Annotated in this window: 16 protein-coding genes; 6 read left to right on the plus strand and 10 right to left on the minus strand. The window is 66.3% G+C overall.

Annotated features, from left to right (window positions below):
• Window positions 1–11: 11 nt before the first annotated feature.
• Genes tkt through pgl form a run of 6 tightly spaced genes read left to right on the plus strand, consistent with a single transcriptional unit; the run spans window position 12 to window position 8175 of the window.
• Window positions 12–2105, plus strand: coding sequence for a transketolase (tkt, locus tag RCH12_RS00790; protein WP_103431859.1), 2094 nt, complete (start codon window positions 12–14; stop codon window positions 2103–2105).
• 43 nt (window positions 2106–2148) lie between these two features.
• Window positions 2149–3261, plus strand: a complete 1113-nt coding sequence (tal, locus tag RCH12_RS00795) for a transaldolase (RefSeq protein WP_103431860.1) — start codon at window positions 2149–2151, stop codon at window positions 3259–3261.
• Window positions 3258–4865 (plus strand): glucose-6-phosphate isomerase, encoded by a 1608-nt coding sequence (locus tag RCH12_RS00800; RefSeq protein WP_327015767.1) that lies wholly within the window; start codon window positions 3258–3260, stop codon window positions 4863–4865. Before tal ends, RCH12_RS00800 begins: the two co-directional genes overlap by 4 nt.
• A 45-nt stretch (window positions 4866–4910) precedes the next feature.
• Complete coding sequence (zwf, locus tag RCH12_RS00805) at window positions 4911–6452, plus strand: glucose-6-phosphate dehydrogenase (RefSeq protein ID WP_088456243.1); 1542 nt, start codon at window positions 4911–4913, stop codon at window positions 6450–6452.
• Complete coding sequence (locus RCH12_RS00810) at window positions 6449–7408, plus strand: glucose-6-phosphate dehydrogenase assembly protein OpcA (RefSeq protein ID WP_088456244.1); 960 nt, start codon at window positions 6449–6451, stop codon at window positions 7406–7408. Before zwf ends, RCH12_RS00810 begins: the two co-directional genes overlap by 4 nt.
• Window positions 7405–8175 (plus strand): 6-phosphogluconolactonase, encoded by a 771-nt coding sequence (gene pgl / locus RCH12_RS00815; protein WP_103431862.1) that lies wholly within the window; start codon window positions 7405–7407, stop codon window positions 8173–8175. Before RCH12_RS00810 ends, pgl begins: the two co-directional genes overlap by 4 nt.
• A gap of 64 nt (window positions 8176–8239) precedes the next feature.
• Here the strand turns inward: pgl and RCH12_RS00820 are convergent, their stop codons facing one another.
• The 10 genes from RCH12_RS00820 to uvrA all read right to left on the minus strand — a co-directional run bounded on the left by RCH12_RS00820 (window position 8240) and on the right by uvrA (window position 19770).
• Complete coding sequence (locus RCH12_RS00820) at window positions 8240–8608, minus strand: RNA polymerase-binding protein RbpA (RefSeq protein WP_066595496.1); 369 nt, start codon at window positions 8606–8608, stop codon at window positions 8240–8242.
• Between the two features lie 121 nt (window positions 8609–8729).
• Entirely contained in the window at window positions 8730–8981 is a 252-nt protein-coding gene (gene secG / locus RCH12_RS00825; RefSeq protein WP_066595498.1) for a preprotein translocase subunit SecG, read from the minus strand.
• 115 nt (window positions 8982–9096) lie between these two features.
• Window positions 9097–9888: a triose-phosphate isomerase gene (gene tpiA, locus RCH12_RS00830; RefSeq protein WP_088456246.1), complete on the minus strand. Its 792-nt coding sequence runs from the start codon at window positions 9886–9888 to the stop codon at window positions 9097–9099.
• Entirely contained in the window at window positions 9879–11093 is a 1215-nt protein-coding gene (locus RCH12_RS00835) for a phosphoglycerate kinase (protein WP_327015768.1), read from the minus strand. The genes tpiA and RCH12_RS00835 overlap by 10 nt, the downstream gene beginning before the upstream one ends.
• Window positions 11094–11107: 14 nt before the next feature.
• Window positions 11108–12112 carry a type I glyceraldehyde-3-phosphate dehydrogenase gene (gene gap / locus RCH12_RS00840; RefSeq protein ID WP_088456248.1) on the minus strand — a complete coding sequence of 335 codons (1005 nt, stop codon included), beginning with the start codon at window positions 12110–12112 and terminating at the stop codon, window positions 11108–11110.
• A 78-nt stretch (window positions 12113–12190) separates the two neighbouring features.
• Window positions 12191–12817 carry a superoxide dismutase gene (locus tag RCH12_RS00845; RefSeq protein WP_327015769.1) on the minus strand — a complete coding sequence of 209 codons (627 nt, stop codon included), beginning with the start codon at window positions 12815–12817 and terminating at the stop codon, window positions 12191–12193.
• Window positions 12818–12956: 139 nt separating this feature from the next.
• Window positions 12957–13937 (minus strand): DNA-binding protein WhiA, encoded by a 981-nt coding sequence (whiA, locus tag RCH12_RS00850; RefSeq protein ID WP_088456250.1) that lies wholly within the window; start codon window positions 13935–13937, stop codon window positions 12957–12959.
• A gap of 58 nt (window positions 13938–13995) precedes the next feature.
• The gene (rapZ, locus tag RCH12_RS00855) at window positions 13996–14871 is read right to left on the minus strand and encodes an RNase adapter RapZ (protein ID WP_103431865.1); all 876 of its coding nucleotides are present in this window, start codon (window positions 14869–14871) and stop codon (window positions 13996–13998) included.
• A gap of 60 nt (window positions 14872–14931) precedes the next feature.
• Complete coding sequence (gene uvrC, locus RCH12_RS00860; protein WP_327015770.1) at window positions 14932–16890, minus strand: excinuclease ABC subunit UvrC; 1959 nt, start codon at window positions 16888–16890, stop codon at window positions 14932–14934.
• Between the two features lie 12 nt (window positions 16891–16902).
• On the minus strand, window positions 16903–19770 hold the full coding sequence (gene uvrA, locus RCH12_RS00865; protein WP_103431867.1) for an excinuclease ABC subunit UvrA: 2868 nt from the start codon (window positions 19768–19770) through the stop codon (window positions 16903–16905).
• Window positions 19771–19781 lie beyond the last annotated feature (11 nt).

Consider the following 19781-nt stretch of genomic DNA (forward strand, 5'->3'; position numbering starts at 1 on the left):
GGTCAGTTCACGTGGCAGCATTGCAGTGGGATTCCATCGACAACAGGGCAGTTGACACCGCCCGCATCCTCGCGGCCGACGCCGTGGAAAAGGTCGGGAACGGCCACCCGGGTACCGCCATGAGCCTTGCCCCGGCCGCGTACCTGCTGTTCCAGAAGGTCATGCGTCGCGATCCCGCTGACAACGAGTGGATCGGCCGCGACCGGTTCGTCCTCTCGGTCGGCCACAGCTCACTCACCCAGTACGTGCAGTTGTACCTCGGCGGCTATGGCCTCGAGCTCGACGACCTCAAGGCCCTGCGCACCTGGGGATCCAAGACCCCCGGCCACCCCGAGTACGGCCACACCGACGGTGTCGAGATCACCACGGGTCCGCTCGGCCAGGGACTGGCTTCCGCCGTGGGCTTCGCCTACGCGTCGCGTTTTGAACGCGGCCTGTTCGACCCCGAGGCCGCGGCCGGCACCAGCCCGTTCGACCAGTTCGTCTACGTCATCGCCGGCGACGGCGACCTGCAGGAGGGCATCACCGCCGAAGCGTCCTCGCTCGCCGGTCACCAGCAGCTCGGCAACCTCATCGCGATCTACGACTCCAACCAGATCTCGATCGAGGACGACACCAACATCGCCTTCACCGAGGATGTCGCGGCCCGCTACGACGCCTACCACTGGCACGTGCAGACGGTGGACTGGAAGAAGACCGGCGAATACGTCGAAGACGTCGCCGCTCTCAACGACGCCATCGAGGCGGCCAAGGCCGTCACCGACAAGCCGTCGCTGATCATCCTCAAGACCATCATCGGTTGGCCGAGCCCGAAGAAGCAGAACACCGGCAAGATCCACGGCTCCGCCCTCGGCGCCGAGGAACTCGCTGGCGTGAAGGAAATCCTCGGCTTCGACCCCGAGAAGACCTTCGAGGTGTCCGACGAGGTCATCGCGCACACCCGCAAGGCCCTCGACCGTGGTGCAGAGCAGCACGCCGAGTGGACCGTGCGCTTCGACGCGTGGGCCGCAGCGAACCCGGAGCGCAAGATCCTGCTCGACCGCATCCTCTCCGGCGACCTGCCCGACGGTGTCGAGGCGGCCCTGCCCGTTTTCGAGGCCGGGACCGAGGTCTCCACCCGCGCGTCGTCCGGCAAGGTGCTCAACGCACTCGGCCCTGTCATCCCCGAGCTGTGGGGCGGCTCCGCCGACCTCGCCGAGTCGAACAACACCACCATCAGCAACTCCGCCTCGTTCATTCCGAGCGAGCACTCCACGGGTGAGTGGACCGGTAACCCGTACGGCCGCGTCCTGCACTTCGGCATCCGTGAGCACGCGATGGCCGCGATCCTCAACGGCATCGTGCTGCACGGAAACACCCGCCCGTTCGGTGGCACGTTCCTGATCTTCAGCGACTACATGCGCCCTGCCGTGCGTCTGGCCGCGCTCATGAAGGCGCCGTCGATCTTCGTCTGGACCCACGACTCCGTCGCCCTCGGCGAGGACGGCCCCACCCACCAGCCGATCGAACAGCTCGCGTCGCTTCGCGCCATCCCCGGACTCGACGTGGTGCGCCCCGGCGACGCCAACGAGGTGTCCTGGGCCTGGAAGACGATCCTTACGCGTCGCAACGGCCCGGCCGGCATCGTCCTGACCCGCCAGAACATCCCGGTGTTCGAGCGCGGAGACGGTGACGCAACGGGCGAAACGTTCGCCTCGGCCAAGAACGTCGCCAAGGGCGCTTACGTGCTCGCCGAAGCACCGAACGGCACCCCCGATGTCATCCTGATCGCCACCGGTTCCGAGGTGCAGCTCGCTGTCGCCGCCCGCGAGGCGCTGAAGGCCGACGGCATCAACGCGCGGGTCGTCTCGGTGCCGAGCCTGGAATGGTTCGAGGAGCAGTCCGCCGAATACCGCGAATCCGTTCTGCCCAAGGCGATCACCGCCCGGGTATCGGTTGAGGCCGGAATCGCGTTGACCTGGCACAAGTACGTCGGTGACCGCGGCCGCAGCGTCTCGATCGAGCACTTCGGTGCGTCGGCCGACTACAAGACCCTGTTCCGCGAATTCGGCATCACCACCGAAGCCGTCGTCGCCGCCGCCAAAGAATCCCTCGCCGCGCTCTGAGCGCGACACCCATTAGCGCAGCATTCAAGGAGATTTGATTTTCATGACTGAAACCACCCCCACCGCCGCACTCTCGGCCGCCGGCGTCAGCATCTGGCTGGACGACCTGTCCCGCCAGCGCATCCAGTCCGGCGGACTGAAGACGCTCATCGCCGAAAAGAACGTCGTCGGCGTCACCACCAACCCGACGATCTTCGCCGGCGCGCTGAGCAAGGGCGAGGCGTACGCCTCCCAGGTGGCCACGCTGGCCGCCGCCGGCACCACCGTCACCGACGCCGTGTTCGAGATCACCACGGATGACGTCGCCGCAGCCTGCGACATCTTCCGCCCGATCTACGACGCCACCAAGGGCTTCGACGGCCGCGTCTCGATCGAGGTCGAGCCCGGCTTCGCCCACGACGCCGAGAAGACCCTCGCCCAGGCTCAGCAGCTCTGGAACAAGGTCAACCGTCCGAACGCGATGATCAAGATCCCCGCGACCATCGAAGGCCTCGAGGCCATCACCGAGACCATTGCCCTGGGCATCAGCGTCAACGTCACCCTGATCTTCAGCCTCGAGCGGTACCGCGCTGTCATCAACGCGTACCTCAGCGGCCTGGAGAAGGCCAAGGCTGCCGGCATCGACCTGTCGACGATCCACTCCGTGGCGTCCTTCTTCGTGTCGCGTGTCGACACCGAGATCGACAAGCGCCTCGCGGCCGTCGGCACCGAGGAGGCCCTCGCCCTGCAGAGCAAGGCCGGCGTCGCCAACGCCCAGCTGGCCTACCAGGTCTTCGAGCAGTCCTTCACCACCGAGCGTGCCTCCGGGCTCCTCGCGGCCGGCGCCAACAAGCAGCGTCCGCTCTGGGCATCCACCGGCGTCAAGTCGGCCGACCTGCCCGACACCCTCTACGTGACCGAACTGGTCGCCCCCGAGGTCGTCAACACCATGCCGGAGAAGACCCTCGAGGCCACCTTCGACCACGGTGTCATCGTCGAAGGCGCCGTCACCGGCGCCTACGAGGCAGCCAACGCCGTCCTGGACGCCATCGCCGCGCAGGGTGTCTCCTACGACGACGTGACCCGCGTCCTCGAAGAGGAAGGCGTCTCGAAGTTCATCATCTCCTGGAACGAACTGCTGGACACCGTCACGGCAGCACTCGAGGCCGCCAAGTGAGCTTCCACATCTCGGTAAGCGGCGCGGCCGCTGAGGCCGTGCGCACCGTGGTGCCGACCCTCGTGGCCGACCTCGTCGCCTCCGGCATCACGTCACTGGACCCCGCCCTGTGGGGTCCGGAGGCCGAAGAAGAAGCCGGCAAGCGGCTCGGTTGGACCGAGTCCGTCGTGACCTCGCGTCCCCTCGTCGCCGAGATCCTCGCCCTGCGCGAGGAACTGCACGCCAAGGGCGTCAGCCACATCGCGCTGGCCGGCATGGGCGGTTCGTCGCTCGCACCAGAGGTCATCACGCTCACGGCCGGCGTGGACCTGACGGTGCTCGACGCCACCGACCCCGGCCAGGTGCTCGCGGCCCTCAACGACCGACTGGAGTCCACCGCCCTCGTGGTGTCATCGAAGTCGGGCGGGACCGTCGAGACCGACAGCCAGCGCCGTGTCTTCGAACGCGCATTCCGGGACCTCGGTATCGACCCCGTTGACCGCATCATCGTGGTCACCGATCCCGGCTCGCCTCTCGAGGCGTCCGCGACCGAGGCCGGCTACCGCGTTTTCAACGCCGACCCGACGGTCGGCGGTCGTTTCTCGGCGCTGACCGCGTTCGGCCTGGTGCCGTCCGGTCTGGCCGGCGTCGACATCGGACAGCTGCTCGACGAGGCCGAAGCGGTCTCGTTGGCGCTGGCGGTCGACTCCGTTGACAACCCCGGCCTGATCCTCGGTGCGGCCATCGCCTCGACCAGTCCCCGCCGGGACAAGCTGGCCATCGTCGCCGACGGCACCCACATCGTGGGTTTCGCCGACTGGGCCGAACAGCTCATCGCCGAGTCGACCGGCAAGATCGGGACCGGCATCCTGCCCGTCGTGCTCGATCTTGACGCACCGGAGCTGACCGCGGCGCTGCCCGACGTGCAGATCGTGCGCGTTGTGGCCGATGCCGGTGACGAGGTCTTCGTCGACCACGACGGTGCAGACGAGATCCGCGTCAGCGGAACCCTCGGCGCCCAGTTCCTGGTCTGGGAATACGCGACGGTCATCGCCGGCCGGTTGCTGGGGATCAACCCGTTCGACCAGCCGGACGTCGAATCCGCCAAGATCGCGACCCGGGGCCTCCTGGACTCGCGTCCGGAGCCGGAACCCGCCGCGTTCATCTCCGACGGCATCGAGGTTCGCGGCACGCCCCACGTGATCGGTGCCGCGAGCGACCTGGCCAGCGCCATCGACGCGCTGCTGGAGGAACTCGGCCCCGACGGGTACGTTGCCGTGCAGGCCTACGTGGACCGTCTGGCGCTCCCCCAGCTCGCCGAGCTGCGTGGTCTGCTCGCGACCTTGTCCAAGCGCCCGGTCACGTTCGGCTGGGGACCCCGGTTCCTGCACTCCACCGGTCAGTTCCACAAGGGTGGCACCCCCACCGGTGTGTTCCTGCAGATCCTCAGCACCCCCGCTGAGGACCTCGACATCCCGGACCGTCCGTTCACGTTCGGCGAGCTCATCCAGGCTCAGGCCGGTGGCGACGCCAGCGTCCTCGCCGACAAGGGTCGCCCCGTGCTCACCCTGACGTTGACCGACCCGGCCGCGAACATCAGCACGCTGTTCAACGCGCTCCGCTAAGTCACGTCTTCGCGCCGTACCGCTTTAAATCCTCGAAGGAGCTGCATGTCCCCGGTGGAAATCACCCCGGAGTTCAATCCGTTGCGTTCGCCCTCCGACTATCGCCTGAACCGGATCGCGGGGCCCTCCAGCCTCGTCATCTTCGGCGTTACCGGAGACCTGTCGCGGAAGAAACTCATGCCCGCCGTCTATGACCTGGCAAACCGGGGGCTTTTGCCGCCGGGGTTCGCCCTCGTCGGGTTCGCCCGCCGGGATTGGGACAACCAGGACTTCATGCAGGTGGTGCACGACTCCGTCAAGGAGTACGCACGTACCGAGTTCCACGAGGATGTCTGGGCCCAGTTGGCCGAGGGCATCCGCTTCGTGCCTGGCACCTTCGACGACGACGCCGCGTTCGAGCTCCTCAAGGAAACCATTGAGGAGCTCGACCGTGAGCGGGGAACCATGGGCAACCATGCGTTCTACCTGTCGATCCCCCCGAAGGCGTTCCCCCAGGTGACGGAGCAGCTGCGCAGGTCCGGCCTGGCCGAGCAGAAGAACGGTCAATGGCGACGTGTCGTCATCGAGAAGCCGTTCGGTAGCGACCTCAAAACGGCTCGCGAGCTCAACGACGTCGTCGAGTCGGTCTTCCCGGCCGATTCGGTGTTCCGCATCGACCACTACCTGGGCAAGGAGACGGTGCAGAACATCCTCGCGCTGCGCTTCGCGAACCAGTTGTACGAACCGATCTGGAACGCCAATTACGTCGACCACGTGCAGATCACCATGGCCGAGGACATCGGCGTCGGCGGACGTGCCGGCTACTACGACGGAATCGGCGCCGCCCGCGACGTCATCCAGAACCACCTGCTGCAGCTGTTGGCGCTCACCGCGATGGAGGAGCCCATCTCCTTCGACGCCGCCGACCTGCGCACCGAGAAGGAAAAAGTCCTCGCCTCCGTGCGCCTGCCGGAAGATCTGGCAACGGGGACCGCCCGTGGCCAGTACGCCGGCGGCTGGCAGGGTGGCGAGAAGATCCTCGGGTTCCTCGAGGAAGACGGCATGAACCCCGAGTCGCTGACCGAAACGTACGCCGCTCTGCGCCTCGAGATCGACACCCGGCGTTGGTCGGGTGTGCCGTTCTATCTCCGCGCCGGCAAGCGCCTCGGCCGCCGGGTCACCGAGATCGCCGTTGTCTTCAAGCGGGCACCGCAGTACCTCTTCGAGAAGAGCCAGACGGCCGCACTGGGCGAGAACGCCCTGGTCATCAGGGTCCAGCCCGATGAGGGTGTCACGATCCGGTTCGGGTCGAAGGTTCCCGGTGTCGGCATGCAGGTGCGCGACGTGACCATGGACTTCGGCTATGGTCACGCGTTCACCGAGGCCAGCCCCGAGGCCTACGAACGTCTGATCCTGGACGTGCTGCTGGGCGACCCGCCGCTCTTCCCCCGCCACGAGGAAGTCGAGTTGTCCTGGAAGATTCTCGACCCGATCGAGGAATTCTGGACCACCCAGGGCCAGCCGGAACAATACCGACCCGGAACCTGGGGGCCCGCATCAGCCGACGAACTGCTGTCACGAGACGGCCGGAACTGGAGACGCCCATGATCGTCGATCTGCCGGACACCACCACGGCCAAGATTTCCAAGGCACTGGTGCGCATCAGGGAAGAGGGCGGCGCTGTCGCCCTCGGCCGGGTGCTCACCCTCATCATCGCGGCCGAGCTCGGCCACGAGGAAGATGCCATTGAGGCCGCGAACGATGCGTCACGTGAGCACCCGATGCGGGTCATCGTGCTCTCCACCCAGGCAGAGGGCACCGCAGCCCACGAACCCCGGGTCGACGCCGAGATCCGGGTCGGCGGAGACGCCGGCGCGAGCGAGGTCATCGTGCTGCGCGCCTACGGTGACGCCGCCAGCGACCCGGAGAGCCTCGTCACCGGGCTGCTGCTGCCTGACGCCCCGGTCGTGGCCTGGTGGCCCGGCGAGGCCCCTGCGGTGCCCGCCGAGTCGCCGTTGGGACGCATCGCCTACCGGCGAATCACCGACGCGTCCGCTCAGCCGGACCCGCAGGCCGCTCTCACGCGCATCTGTTCCACCTACCGGCCGGGTGACACCGACTTCGCCTGGACGCGGTTGACCCTGTGGCGTGCGCAGCTCGCCGCGGTGTTGGACCAGCCGCCGTACGAGTCCATCACCGCCGTGTCCGTCAGCGGCGCGCTGGACTCCCCCTCGACCACCCTCCTCGCGGCCTGGTTGCAGCTGCAGCTGCAGGTGCCGGTCGACTACGAACTCACGTCGGGCCAGCACGCGAACGGCATCCACGGCGTGCACCTCACCCGGGCGTCCGGGGTGATCTCGCTCGAGCGCGAGGTCCCCGGCATCGCCACCCTCACGCAGTCCGGCCAGCCCGTGCAGGACCTGACCCTCAAGCGCCGCAGCCTGCGCGACTGCCTGAGCGACGAGCTGCGCCGCCTCGACCCGGACGAACTGTACGGCGAGGTCATCACCCGCGGCCTGCCCCAACTGGCGGGTCCCACTACATCGACCGGAGACCACTCATGACACACGACAGGCGCGTGCTTGTACACGCCGACAAGTCGGCCCTGATCGACTCGGTCGCCGCCCGATTCATCACCAAGATGGCCGACATCCTGCACGAGCAGGGACATGCCCACGTGGTCCTGACCGGCGGGACCGTTGGAACCGGTGTACTCGAGGCCATCAACGCCTCCCCCGACCGCGACAGCGTGGACTGGGCCAAGATCGACTTCTGGTGGGGCGACGAGCGCTGGGTTCCCCGCGCGCACGCCGACCGCAACGAGGTACAGGCGCGTGCGGCACTGCTGGACCATATCGACATCCCCGCAGCGAACGTGCACTCGTTCCCGGCATCGGATGAGGGCCTGGACCTGGATGCCGCCGCCGATCGTTACGCGGCCGAGCTCAAGACCAAGGCGGCGCCGGATTCCCTGGTGCCACAGTTCGACGTCACTTTCCTCGGTGTCGGGCCTGACGGCCACATCGCCTCGCTTTTCCCGCACATGCAGGGTATCCGGGAGAACGACCTCACGGTCATCGCGGTGCTGAACTCCCCCAAGCCGCCTTCGGAGCGGCTCAGCCTCACCCGATGGGTGATCAACTCGTCCGAGCGCATCTGGCTCGTTGTGTCCGGCACCGACAAGGCGTCGGCGCTCGGCCTGGCGCTGGCCGGCGCGAGTCGTGACGAGGTGCCCGTCGCCGGCATCCGCGGTCGCCACTACACCGATTTCTTCGTGGACGGCGAGGCCGCCGCGGAGGTTCCGGAGAACCTGATCGCTCAGCCGCACTGAGCCCCGTCAGACACTGAAAAAGCGCATCGGTTCCTCGGAACCGATGCGCTTTTTCTTGTATCAGCTAGTTGGTGGCGCTGAGCTTCCCGCGACGCACCCGAAGCTGCTGGAGAGCCTCCTCCAGGAGGGATTCCGCTTCCTCTTCGGTGCGACGTTCCTTCACGTAGGCCAGGTGCGTCTTGTACGGTTCCAGCTTGACCACCGACGGCGGGTTCTCCTTGTCGCGACCGGCGGGGAGTCCCGACGACGGGCAATCGATGGTGTCGGGGATCTCTTCGTCGGGCAGGTTCGCGGCGAAGTAGCGAACGGTCTCGTTGCCGAGTGCGTCCCAGTAGGAGACGCGGATGCGATCAGCGTGAAAACCACGGTCCTGCTCGCCCATGGGGCCGGCTCCGACTCGCGAGCCGCGAATTGCGCTTCCACCAGATGCCATTGTGTTCCTCCGCTTAAAAACTGTTCGGCGTGTTCGGGTTGTACTGCTGCGATCCGGTCCCGCCGTGGGTGACCGGATGCGGTGGGCGTCGCGGGTGGGGCCCCGCGACGCTACGACGTCGTTAGGCGCCGGTATCGAATTTGGTGATCAAGCCCAGCACGACGATGCAGGAAATCCACAGTACGGCCAGGATGATGGTGATGCGGTTGAGGTTACGTTCCGCAACGCCGGAGGCGCCGAGATTCGAGGTGACCCCACCGCCGAACATGTCGGATAGACCCCCACCGCGCCCCTTGTGGAGCAAAATGAGCATGGTGAGCAGGAGGCTCGTGATGCCGAGCAAAACCTGCAATACAACCTGGAGAATCTCCACGCGAAACCTTTCACAAAACGATGGGCGCTAGAGCTCCACCAAGACCACTGGCAATTATAGCCTGACGGCAAACAAAACCCGCCGCACCCCCCGGAGGGGGTGCGGCGGGCTCACTTTACAGTCCGACGTGCTTCTGGAAGCGAACGATGCTGGAGAACTCGGTGATGTCCAGGCTCGCGCCTCCCACCAGTGCTCCGTCAACGTTCGGTTCCTTCATGAAACCGGCGATGTTGACGCCCTTGACCGAACCACCGTAGAGGATCCGGGTCTTGTCGGCGACGTCCTGGCCGAGCACCTCGGCCAGAGTCAGCCGCAGCGCGGCTGCAACCTGTTCTGCCTGGTCGGGCGTTGCCGCCTGGCCCGAGCCGATGGCCCAGACCGGTTCGTACGCCACGACGATGTCCGCGGCGTTGTCGACTCCGGCAAGCGCAGCCTTGAGCTGTGCGACCGGAACGGCGCTGGGACCGTGCAGTTCCAGGTCTGCGGCGGTTTCGCCGACGCAGATGATGGGAACCAGGTTGTGCTTCAACGCGGCGGTCACCTTGGCAGCGACGACCTCGTCGGTCTCGTTGTGCAGGGTGCGTCGCTCCGAGTGGCCGATCAGCACGTACTGGCATTCGAGCGCGGCCAGGAAGGCGGCCGAGATCTCACCGGTGTACGCGCCGGACTCCTGAGTGGAGACGTCCTGTCCGCCGTAGGCCAGGGGCAGCTTGTCCGCTGCGACCAGCGTCTGCACGCTGCGCAGGTCGGTGAACGGCGGGAACACGGCGACCTCGGTGGAGGTGAAGTCGTGTCCGGCGTCCTTGAGGCTCCACGCCAGCTTCTGCACGAAGGCGATGGCCTGGAGGTGGTCCAGGTTCATCTTCCAGTTTCCTGCAATCAGGGGAACACGCGTGTTTACTGCCATCCGAGGACCTCCAGTCCTGGCAGTCGCTTACCCTCGAGGAACTCGAGGCTGGCGCCACCGCCGGTAGAAATATGACCGAACTGGTCATCGTTGAAACCGAGGATGCGCACGGCAGCGGCGGAGTCTCCTCCGCCGACGACGCTGAGCCCATTGACCTCGGTGAGTGCGGCGGCAACCGTGCGGGTGCCGTCCGCGAAGGGTGCCAGTTCGAAAACGCCCATCGGGCCGTTCCAGAACACGGTCTTCGACACCCGGATGATCGCAGCGAATGCGGCCGCGGTGTCGGGTCCGATGTCCAGGCCCAGTCCGGCAGCGCCGAACGGGGTGTCCTCGATCTGATCGGCCGGCGTGGTGACGTACTCGGCGTCTGCCCCGAACTTGGAGGCGACGACGACGTCGGTCGGCAGGACGATCTTCACGCCGAGACGGTCGGCCTCGGCGAGGTAGCCGCGAACGGTCTCGATCTGGTCGACCTCGAGTAGGCTGGCGCCGACCTTGTGGCCCTGGGCCGCGAGGAAGGTGAACAGCATGCCGCCGCCGATCAGGAGCGAGTTCACCCGCGGCAGCAGGTGGCCGATGACCCCGAGCTTGTCCGACACCTTCGAGCCGCCCAGGATCACCGTGTACGGCGCCTCGGGCTTCTCGGTGAGGCGGTCGAGTACGTCGAGCTCTGCTGCGATGAGCAGGCCGGCCGCGCTCGGCAGGATCTGGGCCAGGTCGAAGACGCTGGCCTGCTTGCGGTGGACGACGCCGAAGCCGTCGGAGACCAGGGCATCGCCGAGCGCCGAGAGCTCGGTGGCGAAGGCCACCCGCTCGGTTTCGACCTTGCTGGTTTCGCCCGCGTTGAAGCGCAGGTTCTCCAGCACGACGATGTCACAGTCTGTCAGAGCCGCGACCGCGGCCTGGGCAGATTCTCCGACGGTGTCGGTGGCGAACGCCACCGGGGAACCGATCAGTTCGGCCAGACGCGCCGCAACGGGCGCCAGGCTGTACTTGGGGTTGACCTGGCCGTCAGGGCGCCCGAGGTGAGAAACGATCACCAGACGGGCACCCTGCTCGACCAGAGCCTTGAGGGTGGGCAGGGACGCCCGCACGCGGCCATCGTCGGTGATCTGACCGTCCTTCAACGGAACGTTCAGATCACACCGAACGATGACGCGCTTGCCGTGGAGCGATCCCAGCGATTCGATAGTGCGAAGCGTCACTGCGTGTCCCTTAGTTAGATGCGCTCGGCGACGAACTCGGTGAGGTCAACCATGCGGTTGGAGTAGCCCCACTCGTTGTCGTACCAGGAGGACAGCTTGACCTGGTCACCCAGGACGCGCAGCAGGCCGGCGTCGAAGATCGAGGAGTGCGGGTCGGTCACGATGTCGCTGGAGACGATCTCGTCCTCGGTGTACATCAGGATGCCCTTGAGGGGGCCCTCTGCTGCTGCCTTGTACGCGGCCTTGATGGCTTCGACGGTGACCGGCTTCTCGGCGATGACGGTCAGGTCGGTGATGGAACCGGTGGGCACGGGTACGCGCAGGGCGAAGCCGTCAAGCTTGCCGGCGAGCTCCGGGAGGACGATGCCCAGGGCCTTGGCGGCGCCGGTCGAGGTCGGGATGATGTTGACGGCGGCGGCGCGGGCGCGACGCAGGTCGCTGTGCGGGCCATCCTGCAGGTTCTGGTCTGCGGTGTACGCGTGGATGGTGGTCATCAGGCCGCTCTTGATGCCGAAGTTGTCGTTGAAGACCTTGGCCAGCGGTGCGAGGCAGTTCGTGGTGCAAGACGCGTTGGAGATGATGTCGAACTTCGCGGAGTCGTACGTCTCCTCGTTGACGCCCATGACGATCGTCGCAACGTCGCCGGTGGCGGGAGCGGAGACGATGACCTTCTTGGCACCGGCGGTGATGTGCTTGCGCGCATCGTCGGCCTTGGTGAAGCGACCGGTCGACTCGATCACGATGTCGACGCCCAGGGCGCCCCAGGGGAGGTTGGCCGGGTCGCGCTCGGCGAGAACCTTGATCGGCTTGCCGTTGACGAGGATGGAGTCGCCCTCGACGGAGACGGTGGCGTCCAGACGGCCCGTGATGGAGTCGTATTTGAGGAGGTGCGCCAGGGTCTTGGTGTCGGTGAGGTCGTTGACGGCGACAATTTCGATGTCGCTGCCCTGGGCCAGTGCGGCGCGCAGGTAGTTGCGGCCAATGCGGCCAAATCCGTTAATGCCAATCTTTACAGACAAAATAGCTCCTGTTATTGATGACGCGTGTGGCGCCGGGTGGTGGGAAGGAAAAGAACTGAAGGTGTGAGTGGGGAGACTCTAGGAGAGCAGCAGGAGTCCGCTGGTCTTTTCGCGGGCGGCGACGAATCGCGCCTGGACGTTCTCCCAGTCGACGATGTTCCAGAACGCCTTGACGTAGTCGGCGCGCACGTTCTGGTAGTCGAGGTAGTAGGCGTGCTCCCAGACATCGAGCATGAGGATCGGTACCGTGCCGGCCGCGAAGTTGGCCTGCTGGTCGAAGAACTGCTGGATGATCAGGCGCTGACCGATGGAGTCCCAGGCCAGCACTGACCAGCCGGAACCCTGCACGCCCATCGCGGTGGCCGCGAAGTGCGCCTGGAACTTGTCGAACGAACCGAAGAAGTCGTCGATTGCGCTGGCGAGTTCACCGGCCGGCTTGTCGCCACCGTTCGGGGACATGTTGGTCCAGAAGATCGAGTGGTTGACGTGGCCGCCGAGGTTGAACGCGAGGTCCTTCTCGAGCTTGTTGACGTACACGAGACTGCCTGAGTCGCGAGCCTCCGCCAGCTGGGCGAGGGCGGTGTTGGCGCCGGTCACGTAGGCCTGGTGGTGCTTGCTGTGGTGGAGTTCCATGATGGTGCCGCTGATACTCGGCGCGAGCGCAGAGTAGCCGTAAGCCAGTTCAGGCAGGGTGTATTCGGCCATAGCTCGTATCTCCTCATTGTGTGGCAGCGCCGCGATTTCTCACGCCATCTGCACTGTAAGTGACCTTTTTAGTCTACTCAGGTGAATAGGGGACGTTAGTCCCCTCTTACCGGTGTGCAGGCCGTCCGCGGAGGGGTGATCAGACGTCGTCGAGATCGGCCGGCAGGTTGGCGTCGGTGCCGGGGATGCCCAGGTCGACGGCCTTCTTGTCTGCCATCGCCAGGAGGCGCCGGATCCGGCCTGCCACCGCGTCCTTGGTCATGGGCGGGTCGGCATGGTGGCCGAGTTCGTCGAGGCTGGAGTCCCGGAAGGACAGGCGCAGCTCCCCCGCGTATCGCAGGTGCTCCGGGATGTCGTCGCCGAGGATCTCCATCGCCCTGTCGACCCGGGCGCACGCCGCGACAGCGGCCTGGGCGGAGCGGCGCAGGTTGGCGTCGTCGAAGTTCACGAGGCGGTTGGCCGTGGCACGCACCTCGCGGCGTTGGCGCAGCGCTTCCCAGTTGAGTACGGTTTCCGCGGCGCCCATCTGCACGAGCATCGCGCCGATGGCGTCACCGTCACGGATGACGACGCGGTGGACGCCGCGTACCTCGCGGGCCTTCGCGACGATGCCGAGGCGCCCGGCGGCACCCACGATGGCCATGGCGGCCTCGTTGCCCGGGCAGACGACTTCGAGGGCGGCGGAGCGACCGGGGTCGGTCAGCGAGCCGGCCGCGAGGAACGCACCACGCCAGACCGCGGCGATCTCTTCCTTCGAACCCGTCGTCAGACGGTTGGGCAGTCCACGGATGGGGCGGCGGCGGGCGTCGAGCAGTCCCGTCTGTCTGGCCAGTGTTTCGCCGCCGTCGAGTACCCGCACGAGGTAGTGGTTGGTGCGGCGGAGCCCGGACGCCGTGATCACAGACACGTCGCTGCGCACGCCGTACAGTTCGGCGAGGTCTTTCCGCACCCGGCGGGCCAGAAGCGGGGTATCGAGTTCCGACTCGATGGCGATTCGACCGGAGATCATGTGCAGACCGCCGGAGAAACGCAGGATCGTCGCCAGTTCGGCCGCGCGAACCGTGGTCTTCGAAACCTCGACGCGGGATAGTTCATCTTTGACGTCGATGGTGAGTGCCAATCGTCATTTCCATTCTGTTGTTCGGGCCGGCCGTCACGTTGGACGGCAGACCGTGTCGTTATTCTCGTCCGAGGTCGCGGTGCTTGAGGCTTACCGCGACGCCGGGAAATTCTTGGAGCAGACCGGCGAGTTCCCTCGCCATGGCCACCGAGCGGTGCTTACCGCCGGTGCAGCCGATGGCGATGGTGGCGTGACGCTTGTTCTCGCGCTGGTAGCCGGCGAGCACCGGTCGGACGGCGGCCGCGTAGCTGGTGATGAACTCACGCGCACCGTCCTGGCCGAGCACATATTCGCTGACCTCGGGATCGAGGCCGGTGTGCGCGCGAAGTTCGGGGATCCAAAACGGATTCGGCAGGAACCGGGCGTCGGCGACCATGTCGACATCGGTGGGCAACCCGTATTTGAATCCGAAACTCATCACGGTCAGGTGCAGCCCGGCCGCGTTCTCCGCAGCGAAACGCTCGGTGATCGTGGTGGCGAGCTGGTGGATGTTGAGATCCGACGTGTCGATGACGATGTCGCAGGATTCCCGCACGACGGCCAGCCGGGTGCGCTCGGCGGAGATGCCGTCCAGGATCGTCCCCTCACCCTGCAGCGGGTGGGGGCGCCGAACCGCTTCGAATCGGCGGACGAGCACATCGTCACGCGCTTCGAGGAAGATCACCCGGACCTGCGTGCCGCTGCGGAGCGCCTGGACGAGCTCCTGGAAGTCGCCGAAGAAGTCCCGGCCTCGGATGTCGACGACGGCCGCGATCTTGGGCAGGCTGGTGCCCGCCCGTCCGACGAGCTCGACCAGGGGGCGCAGCATCTGCGGCGGCAGGTTGTCGACCACGTACCAGCCGAGGTCCTCCAGGGCGTTGGCGACGGTCGATCGACCGGCGCCGGACATGCCGGTAACGATCAGCATTTCCTGCTTTTCGGTGTCCGTGCTCATGCTGGATTACGCCTTCGGTCGAAGTTAGTGAATGTCCAGCCTACCGACCGGGGGGCGTCTCTAGGCGCGCAGGTGCCGGTGAATGCCCTCGGCGAGGGCAGGCCCGATCCCCCGGATCTCGGCGATCGAGTCGACCGACGCCTCTCTGAGGCGCGCGACCGACCCGAAGTGCACCAACAGCACTTTGATGCGGGCGGGGCCCAAGCCGGGAATTTCGCCGAGGATGGTGTTGATGTCCCGCTTGCGTCTGGCGCGTTGATGAGTGATGGCGAAGCGGTGCGCTTCGTCGCGGATGCGTTGGATGAGGAACAAGGCGTCGCTGTTGCGCGGCAGGATCACCGGGTACTCGGAATCCGGCAGCCAGATTTCCTCCAGCCGTTTCGCGATGCCGCACAGGGTGATGCCCTGGACTCCGGACTCCCGCAGGGCTCGTGCCGCTGCCGCGACCTGCGGTTGCCCGCCGTCGACGATGAGCAGGTTCGGTTGGTAGCGGAATTTCGCCCGTTTCGCTGTTGGGTCCGCCTCGTCCGCGGCGGGCTCGTCCGCGCCGGAGGCCTCCGCGACGGCCATGCCGTCAAGCGGGTTGGCCGGCACCGGGATGACGCCGCCCTTCGGCAGAGCCTCCGGGGTGGCGTCGTCGGGAACCAGGTAGGCCAGCCGCCGGGTGAGGACCCGATACAGGGAATCGGTGTCGTCGGTGGACTCCGGGACGCCGAACCGGCGGTACTCGTCCTTCCGCGGCAGCCCGTCCTCGAAGACCACCATCGACGCCACGATGTTGGTCCCGCCGAGATGCGACACGTCGTAGCACTCCATCCGGAGCGGGGCGGATTCCATGCCCAGTGCCTCCTGGAGGTCCTCGAGGGCCTTCGATCTGGCGACGAAGTCGGAGCTGCGCCGGGTCTTGTAGAGCATCAGCGCCTGCTTGGCGTTCTGGGTGGCCGTGACCAGCAGGGCGGCCTTCTCGCCGCGCTGGGCGGCGACGAGCCGCACCTTGCGGTGCGCGATCTCGCCGAGCCAGCCTTCGAGGGCGTCGGCGTCGTCCGGCAGCTCCGGCAGCACAATTTCCCGGGGCGGCACGGCGTCGCCGGTGTAGGCGGTCTGCATGATCGAGTCGATCAGTTCACTGGTGCTCAGGTCGAGTTCCTTGTCGACGACCCAGCCGCGCACACCGCGGATGCGCCCGCCGCGCACGATGAACAGCTGAACGGCCGCGGCGAGCTCGTCCTGTTCGATCGCGAACAGGTCGATGTCGACGTTGTCGCGCAGCACGACCGCGCTCTTCTCCAGCACGGCGTTGAGCGCCTTCACCTGGTCGCGCCGCCTGGCCGCGGTTTCGTAGTCCTGCGCCAGAGCGGCGTCCTTCATCTGGGCCGTGAGGCTGTTGATGAGCTTGCGATCCTGGCTGCCCATGAAGCTGACGAATTCGTTGACGATCTTGCGGTGTTCCTCGATGCCCACCTTGCCCGAGCAGGGCCCGAAGCAGCGACCGATCTGGCCGGCGAAGCAGGGCTTGCCCGACTGCATGGCACGCTTGTAGTTGGCGTTGTTGCAGGTGCGGATCGGGAATGCCTTGAGCATCAGGTCGATGGTCTCGTGCACGGCCCACACCTTGGGGTACGGCCCGAAGTAGCGGGCGCCCTTGATGCCGGACGTGCGGGTCACGAGCGCCCGCGGTGCCTCGTCCGCCAGGGTCACCGCAAGGTACGGGTACGACTTGTCGTCCTTGAACTGCACGTTGAACGGCGGGTCGAATTCGTTGATCCACGTCCACTCGAGCTGCAGCGCCTCGATCTCGGTGCCCACGGTCGTCCATTCGACGCTGGTCGCCGTCGTCACCATCCGCCGGGTGCGTTCGTGCAGGCTGCTCAGCGGCGCGAAGTAGTTGCTCAGCCGGGCACGCAGGTTCTTGGCCTTGCCCACGTAGAGCACCCGGCGGGAGGCGTCGCGAAACCTGTAGACACCGGGTTGGGTGGGGATCTCCCCGGGCTTGGGGCGATAGCTCAGAGCGTCAGACATGTTCTCCTGCGCCTACCGTGTGGCGAGGACCTCCTTCAGGAATGTTCCGGTGTGGCTCTTCTTCACTGCCGCGACGTGCTCGGGCGTTCCGGTGGCGAGCACCTTGCCGCCGCCGGAGCCGCCCTCCGGGCCCAGGTCGATGACCCAGTCGGCCGACTTGATCACGTCGAGGTTGTGCTCGATGACGATGACGGTGTTGCCCTTGTCGACGAGGCTGTTCAGCACCAGCAGGAGCTTGCGCACGTCCTCGAAGTGCAGGCCGGTGGTCGGCTCGTCGAGAACGTACACGCTGCGCCCGTTGGAACGGCGCTGCAGCTCGGTGGCCAGCTTGACCCGCTGCGCCTCACCTCCGGAGAGGGTCGTGGCGCTCTGCCCCAGGCGCACATACCCGAGCCCCACCTCGACCAGGGTCTTGAGGAACCGGTGGATCGCCGAGATCGGTTCGAAGAACTCGGCGGCCTCGCTGATCGGCATGTCGAGGACCTCGGCGATGTTCTTGCCCTTGTAGTGCACGGTGAGGGTGTCGCGGTTGTACCGGGCTCCCCCGCAGACCTCACAGGCCACGTACACGTCGGGCAGGAAGTTCATCTCGATCTTGATGGTACCGTCGCCGGAGCACGCCTCACAGCGGCCGCCCTTGACGTTGAAGCTGAACCTGCCGGGCAGGTAGCCGCGGGCCTTGGCCTCCATGGTCTCGGCGAACAGGTTGCGGATCTTGTCGAACACGCCGGTGTAGGTGGCCGGGTTCGAGCGCGGGGTGCGTCCGATGGGGGCCTGGTCCACGTGGATCACCTTGTCGAGCTGGTCGAGGCCGGTGACCTTCGTGTGCCGGCCAGGCAGTTTCCGGGCGCCGTTGAGCCGGTTGGCGAGGACCCTGTACAGCACGTCGTTGACGAGGGATGATTTGCCGGACCCGCTGACGCCGGTGACGGCGGTGAAGACGCCCAGCGGGAACTTGACCGTGACCTTCCGGAGGTTGTTCGCCTCGGCACCCACCACGGTGATCTCACGGTCGGGGTCCAGCGGCCGACGTGTCGTCGGGGTGGCGATCGACTTCCGGCCGGAGAGGTAGTCCGCGGTGAGGGACTTCGTGTTGGTGAGCAGGTCAGCGTATGACCCCGAGTGCACGACGTGGCCGCCGTTGACCCCGGCGCCCGGTCCGATGTCGACCACCCAGTCAGCGGTCTTGATGGTGTCCTCGTCGTGTTCCACGACGATGAGGGTGTTGCCCAGGTCGCGGAGCGCGACCAGCGTCTCGATGAGGCGCCGGTTGTCGCGCTGGTGCAGCCCGATGCTGGGCTCGTCGAGGACGTAGAGCACCCCGGTCAGTCCCGAACCGATCTGGGTGGCCAGCCGGATGCGTTGGGCCTCGCCGCCGGACAGGGTCGCGGCCGCGCGGGCCAGGCTGAGGTAGTTCAGGCCCACCCGAAGCAGGAAGTCCAGGCGCACCTTGATCTCACGTAGCACCTGGGCGGCAATGGTCTTCTCGCGCTCGGTGAGTTCGAGCTTGTCCATGAAGTCCCGGGCATCGGCGAGGCTGAGCCGGCAGATATCGGCGATGCTCATATCGTGCACGAGAACGGCGAGTACCTCGGGCTTGAGCCGGGTGCCGTCGCAAACCGGGCAGTCCACCTCGCGCAGGTATTCCCCCCAGCGCTGGCGCTGGGTGTCGGTTTCGGCCTGCAGGAACTGGCGCTCGATGTAGGGCACAACACCTTCGAAACCGGAGGTGTAGCTCATCTCCCGGCCGTAACGGTTCTTCCACTTGACCTTGACCTCGAAGTTGTCGCCGCGCATGACAGCGGTGCGCACCTCGGCCGGGAGCTTCTTCCACGGAGTGTCCAGCGAGAACTTGAGGTCGCGGGCAAGCCCGTCCAGGAGCTTCTCGTAGTACTGGAAGAGTCCCTTGCCCTGGGTGGTCCAGGGCAGGACGACACCCTCAGCGATGCTCAGATCCGGGTCGCCGAGAAGGAGGTCCTCGTCGACGGACATACGGGTTCCCAGGCCGGAGCATTCGGGGCAGGCACCGAACGGTGCGTTGAACGAGAAGGTGCGCGGTTCGATCTCGGTGAGTTGCACGGGGTGGTTGTTCGGGCAGGAGAGCTTCTCTGAATAGCTCTGCCAGGCCTCGTCGCCGGTGAGGTCGACGAAGTTGACCTGAACGAGGCCGTCGGTGAGCTTGAGCGCCGTCTCCAGGGAGTCGGTGAGCCGGCTGAGCAGGTCGGGCCCGGCGACGAGGCGGTCGACGACCACGGAGATGTCGTGCTTGAGCTGCTTCTTCAACGTGGGTGGTTCGTTCAACTGGATCTGGACGCCGTCGACCATTGCGCGGGAGTACCCGCCGGCGGCGAGCTCCTTGAACAGGTCGACGAACTCGCCCTTCTTCTGCGACACGATCGGGCTCAGGATCTGGTACCGCACGCCGGTTTCCATTTCCATGAGCTGGTCGGCGATCTGCTGCACGGTCTGCGACTGGATGATCTCCCCGCAGACGGCACAGTGCGGCACCCCGATACGTGCCCAGAGCAGGCGCATGTAGTCGTAGATCTCGGTAATGGTGCCCACGGTGGACCGCGGGTTGCGGTTCGTGGATTTCTGGTCGATGGACACAGCGGGGCTGAGCCCCTCGATGAAGTCGACATCGGGCCTGTCGACCTGCCCGAGGAACTGGCGCGCGTAGGCGGAGAGCGATTCCACGTACCGACGCTGGCCCTCCGCGAAGATGGTGTCGAACGCGAGGGACGACTTGCCGGAGCCGGACAGCCCGGTGAACACGACGAGCGAGTCGCGCGGAATGTCGAGATTGACGTTGTGCAGATTGTGAACGCGTGCGCCTCGGACGCTGAGTTGGGAGCCCTGCTCTACCTTGGAAATTGACACCGTTCGAGTCT

The sequence above is a fragment of the Cryobacterium sp. MP_3.1 genome (genome assembly GCF_035984795.1).
Taxonomy (GTDB): Bacteria; Actinomycetota; Actinomycetes; order Actinomycetales; family Microbacteriaceae; genus Cryobacterium; species Cryobacterium zongtaii.

Excerpts from the sequence above, each read along its gene's own strand:
- RCH12_RS00845 (WP_327015769.1), bottom strand. The coding sequence starts at position 12,817 with ATGGCCGAATACACCCTGCCTGAACTGGCTTACGGCTACTCTGCGCTC.
- RCH12_RS00810 (WP_088456244.1), top strand. The coding sequence starts at position 6,449 with ATGATCGTCGATCTGCCGGACACCACCACGGCCAAGATTTCCAAGGCA.
- tpiA (WP_088456246.1), bottom strand. The coding sequence starts at position 9,888 with ATGGCAGTAAACACGCGTGTTCCCCTGATTGCAGGAAACTGGAAGATG.
- RCH12_RS00820 (WP_066595496.1), bottom strand. The coding sequence starts at position 8,608 with ATGGCATCTGGTGGAAGCGCAATTCGCGGCTCGCGAGTCGGAGCCGGC.
- rapZ (WP_103431865.1), bottom strand. The coding sequence starts at position 14,871 with ATGAGCACGGACACCGAAAAGCAGGAAATGCTGATCGTTACCGGCATG.
- uvrC (WP_327015770.1), bottom strand. The coding sequence starts at position 16,890 with ATGTCTGACGCTCTGAGCTATCGCCCCAAGCCCGGGGAGATCCCCACC.
- tal (WP_103431860.1), top strand. The coding sequence starts at position 2,149 with ATGACTGAAACCACCCCCACCGCCGCACTCTCGGCCGCCGGCGTCAGC.
- zwf (WP_088456243.1), top strand. The coding sequence starts at position 4,911 with ATGTCCCCGGTGGAAATCACCCCGGAGTTCAATCCGTTGCGTTCGCCC.
- pgl (WP_103431862.1), top strand. The coding sequence starts at position 7,405 with ATGACACACGACAGGCGCGTGCTTGTACACGCCGACAAGTCGGCCCTG.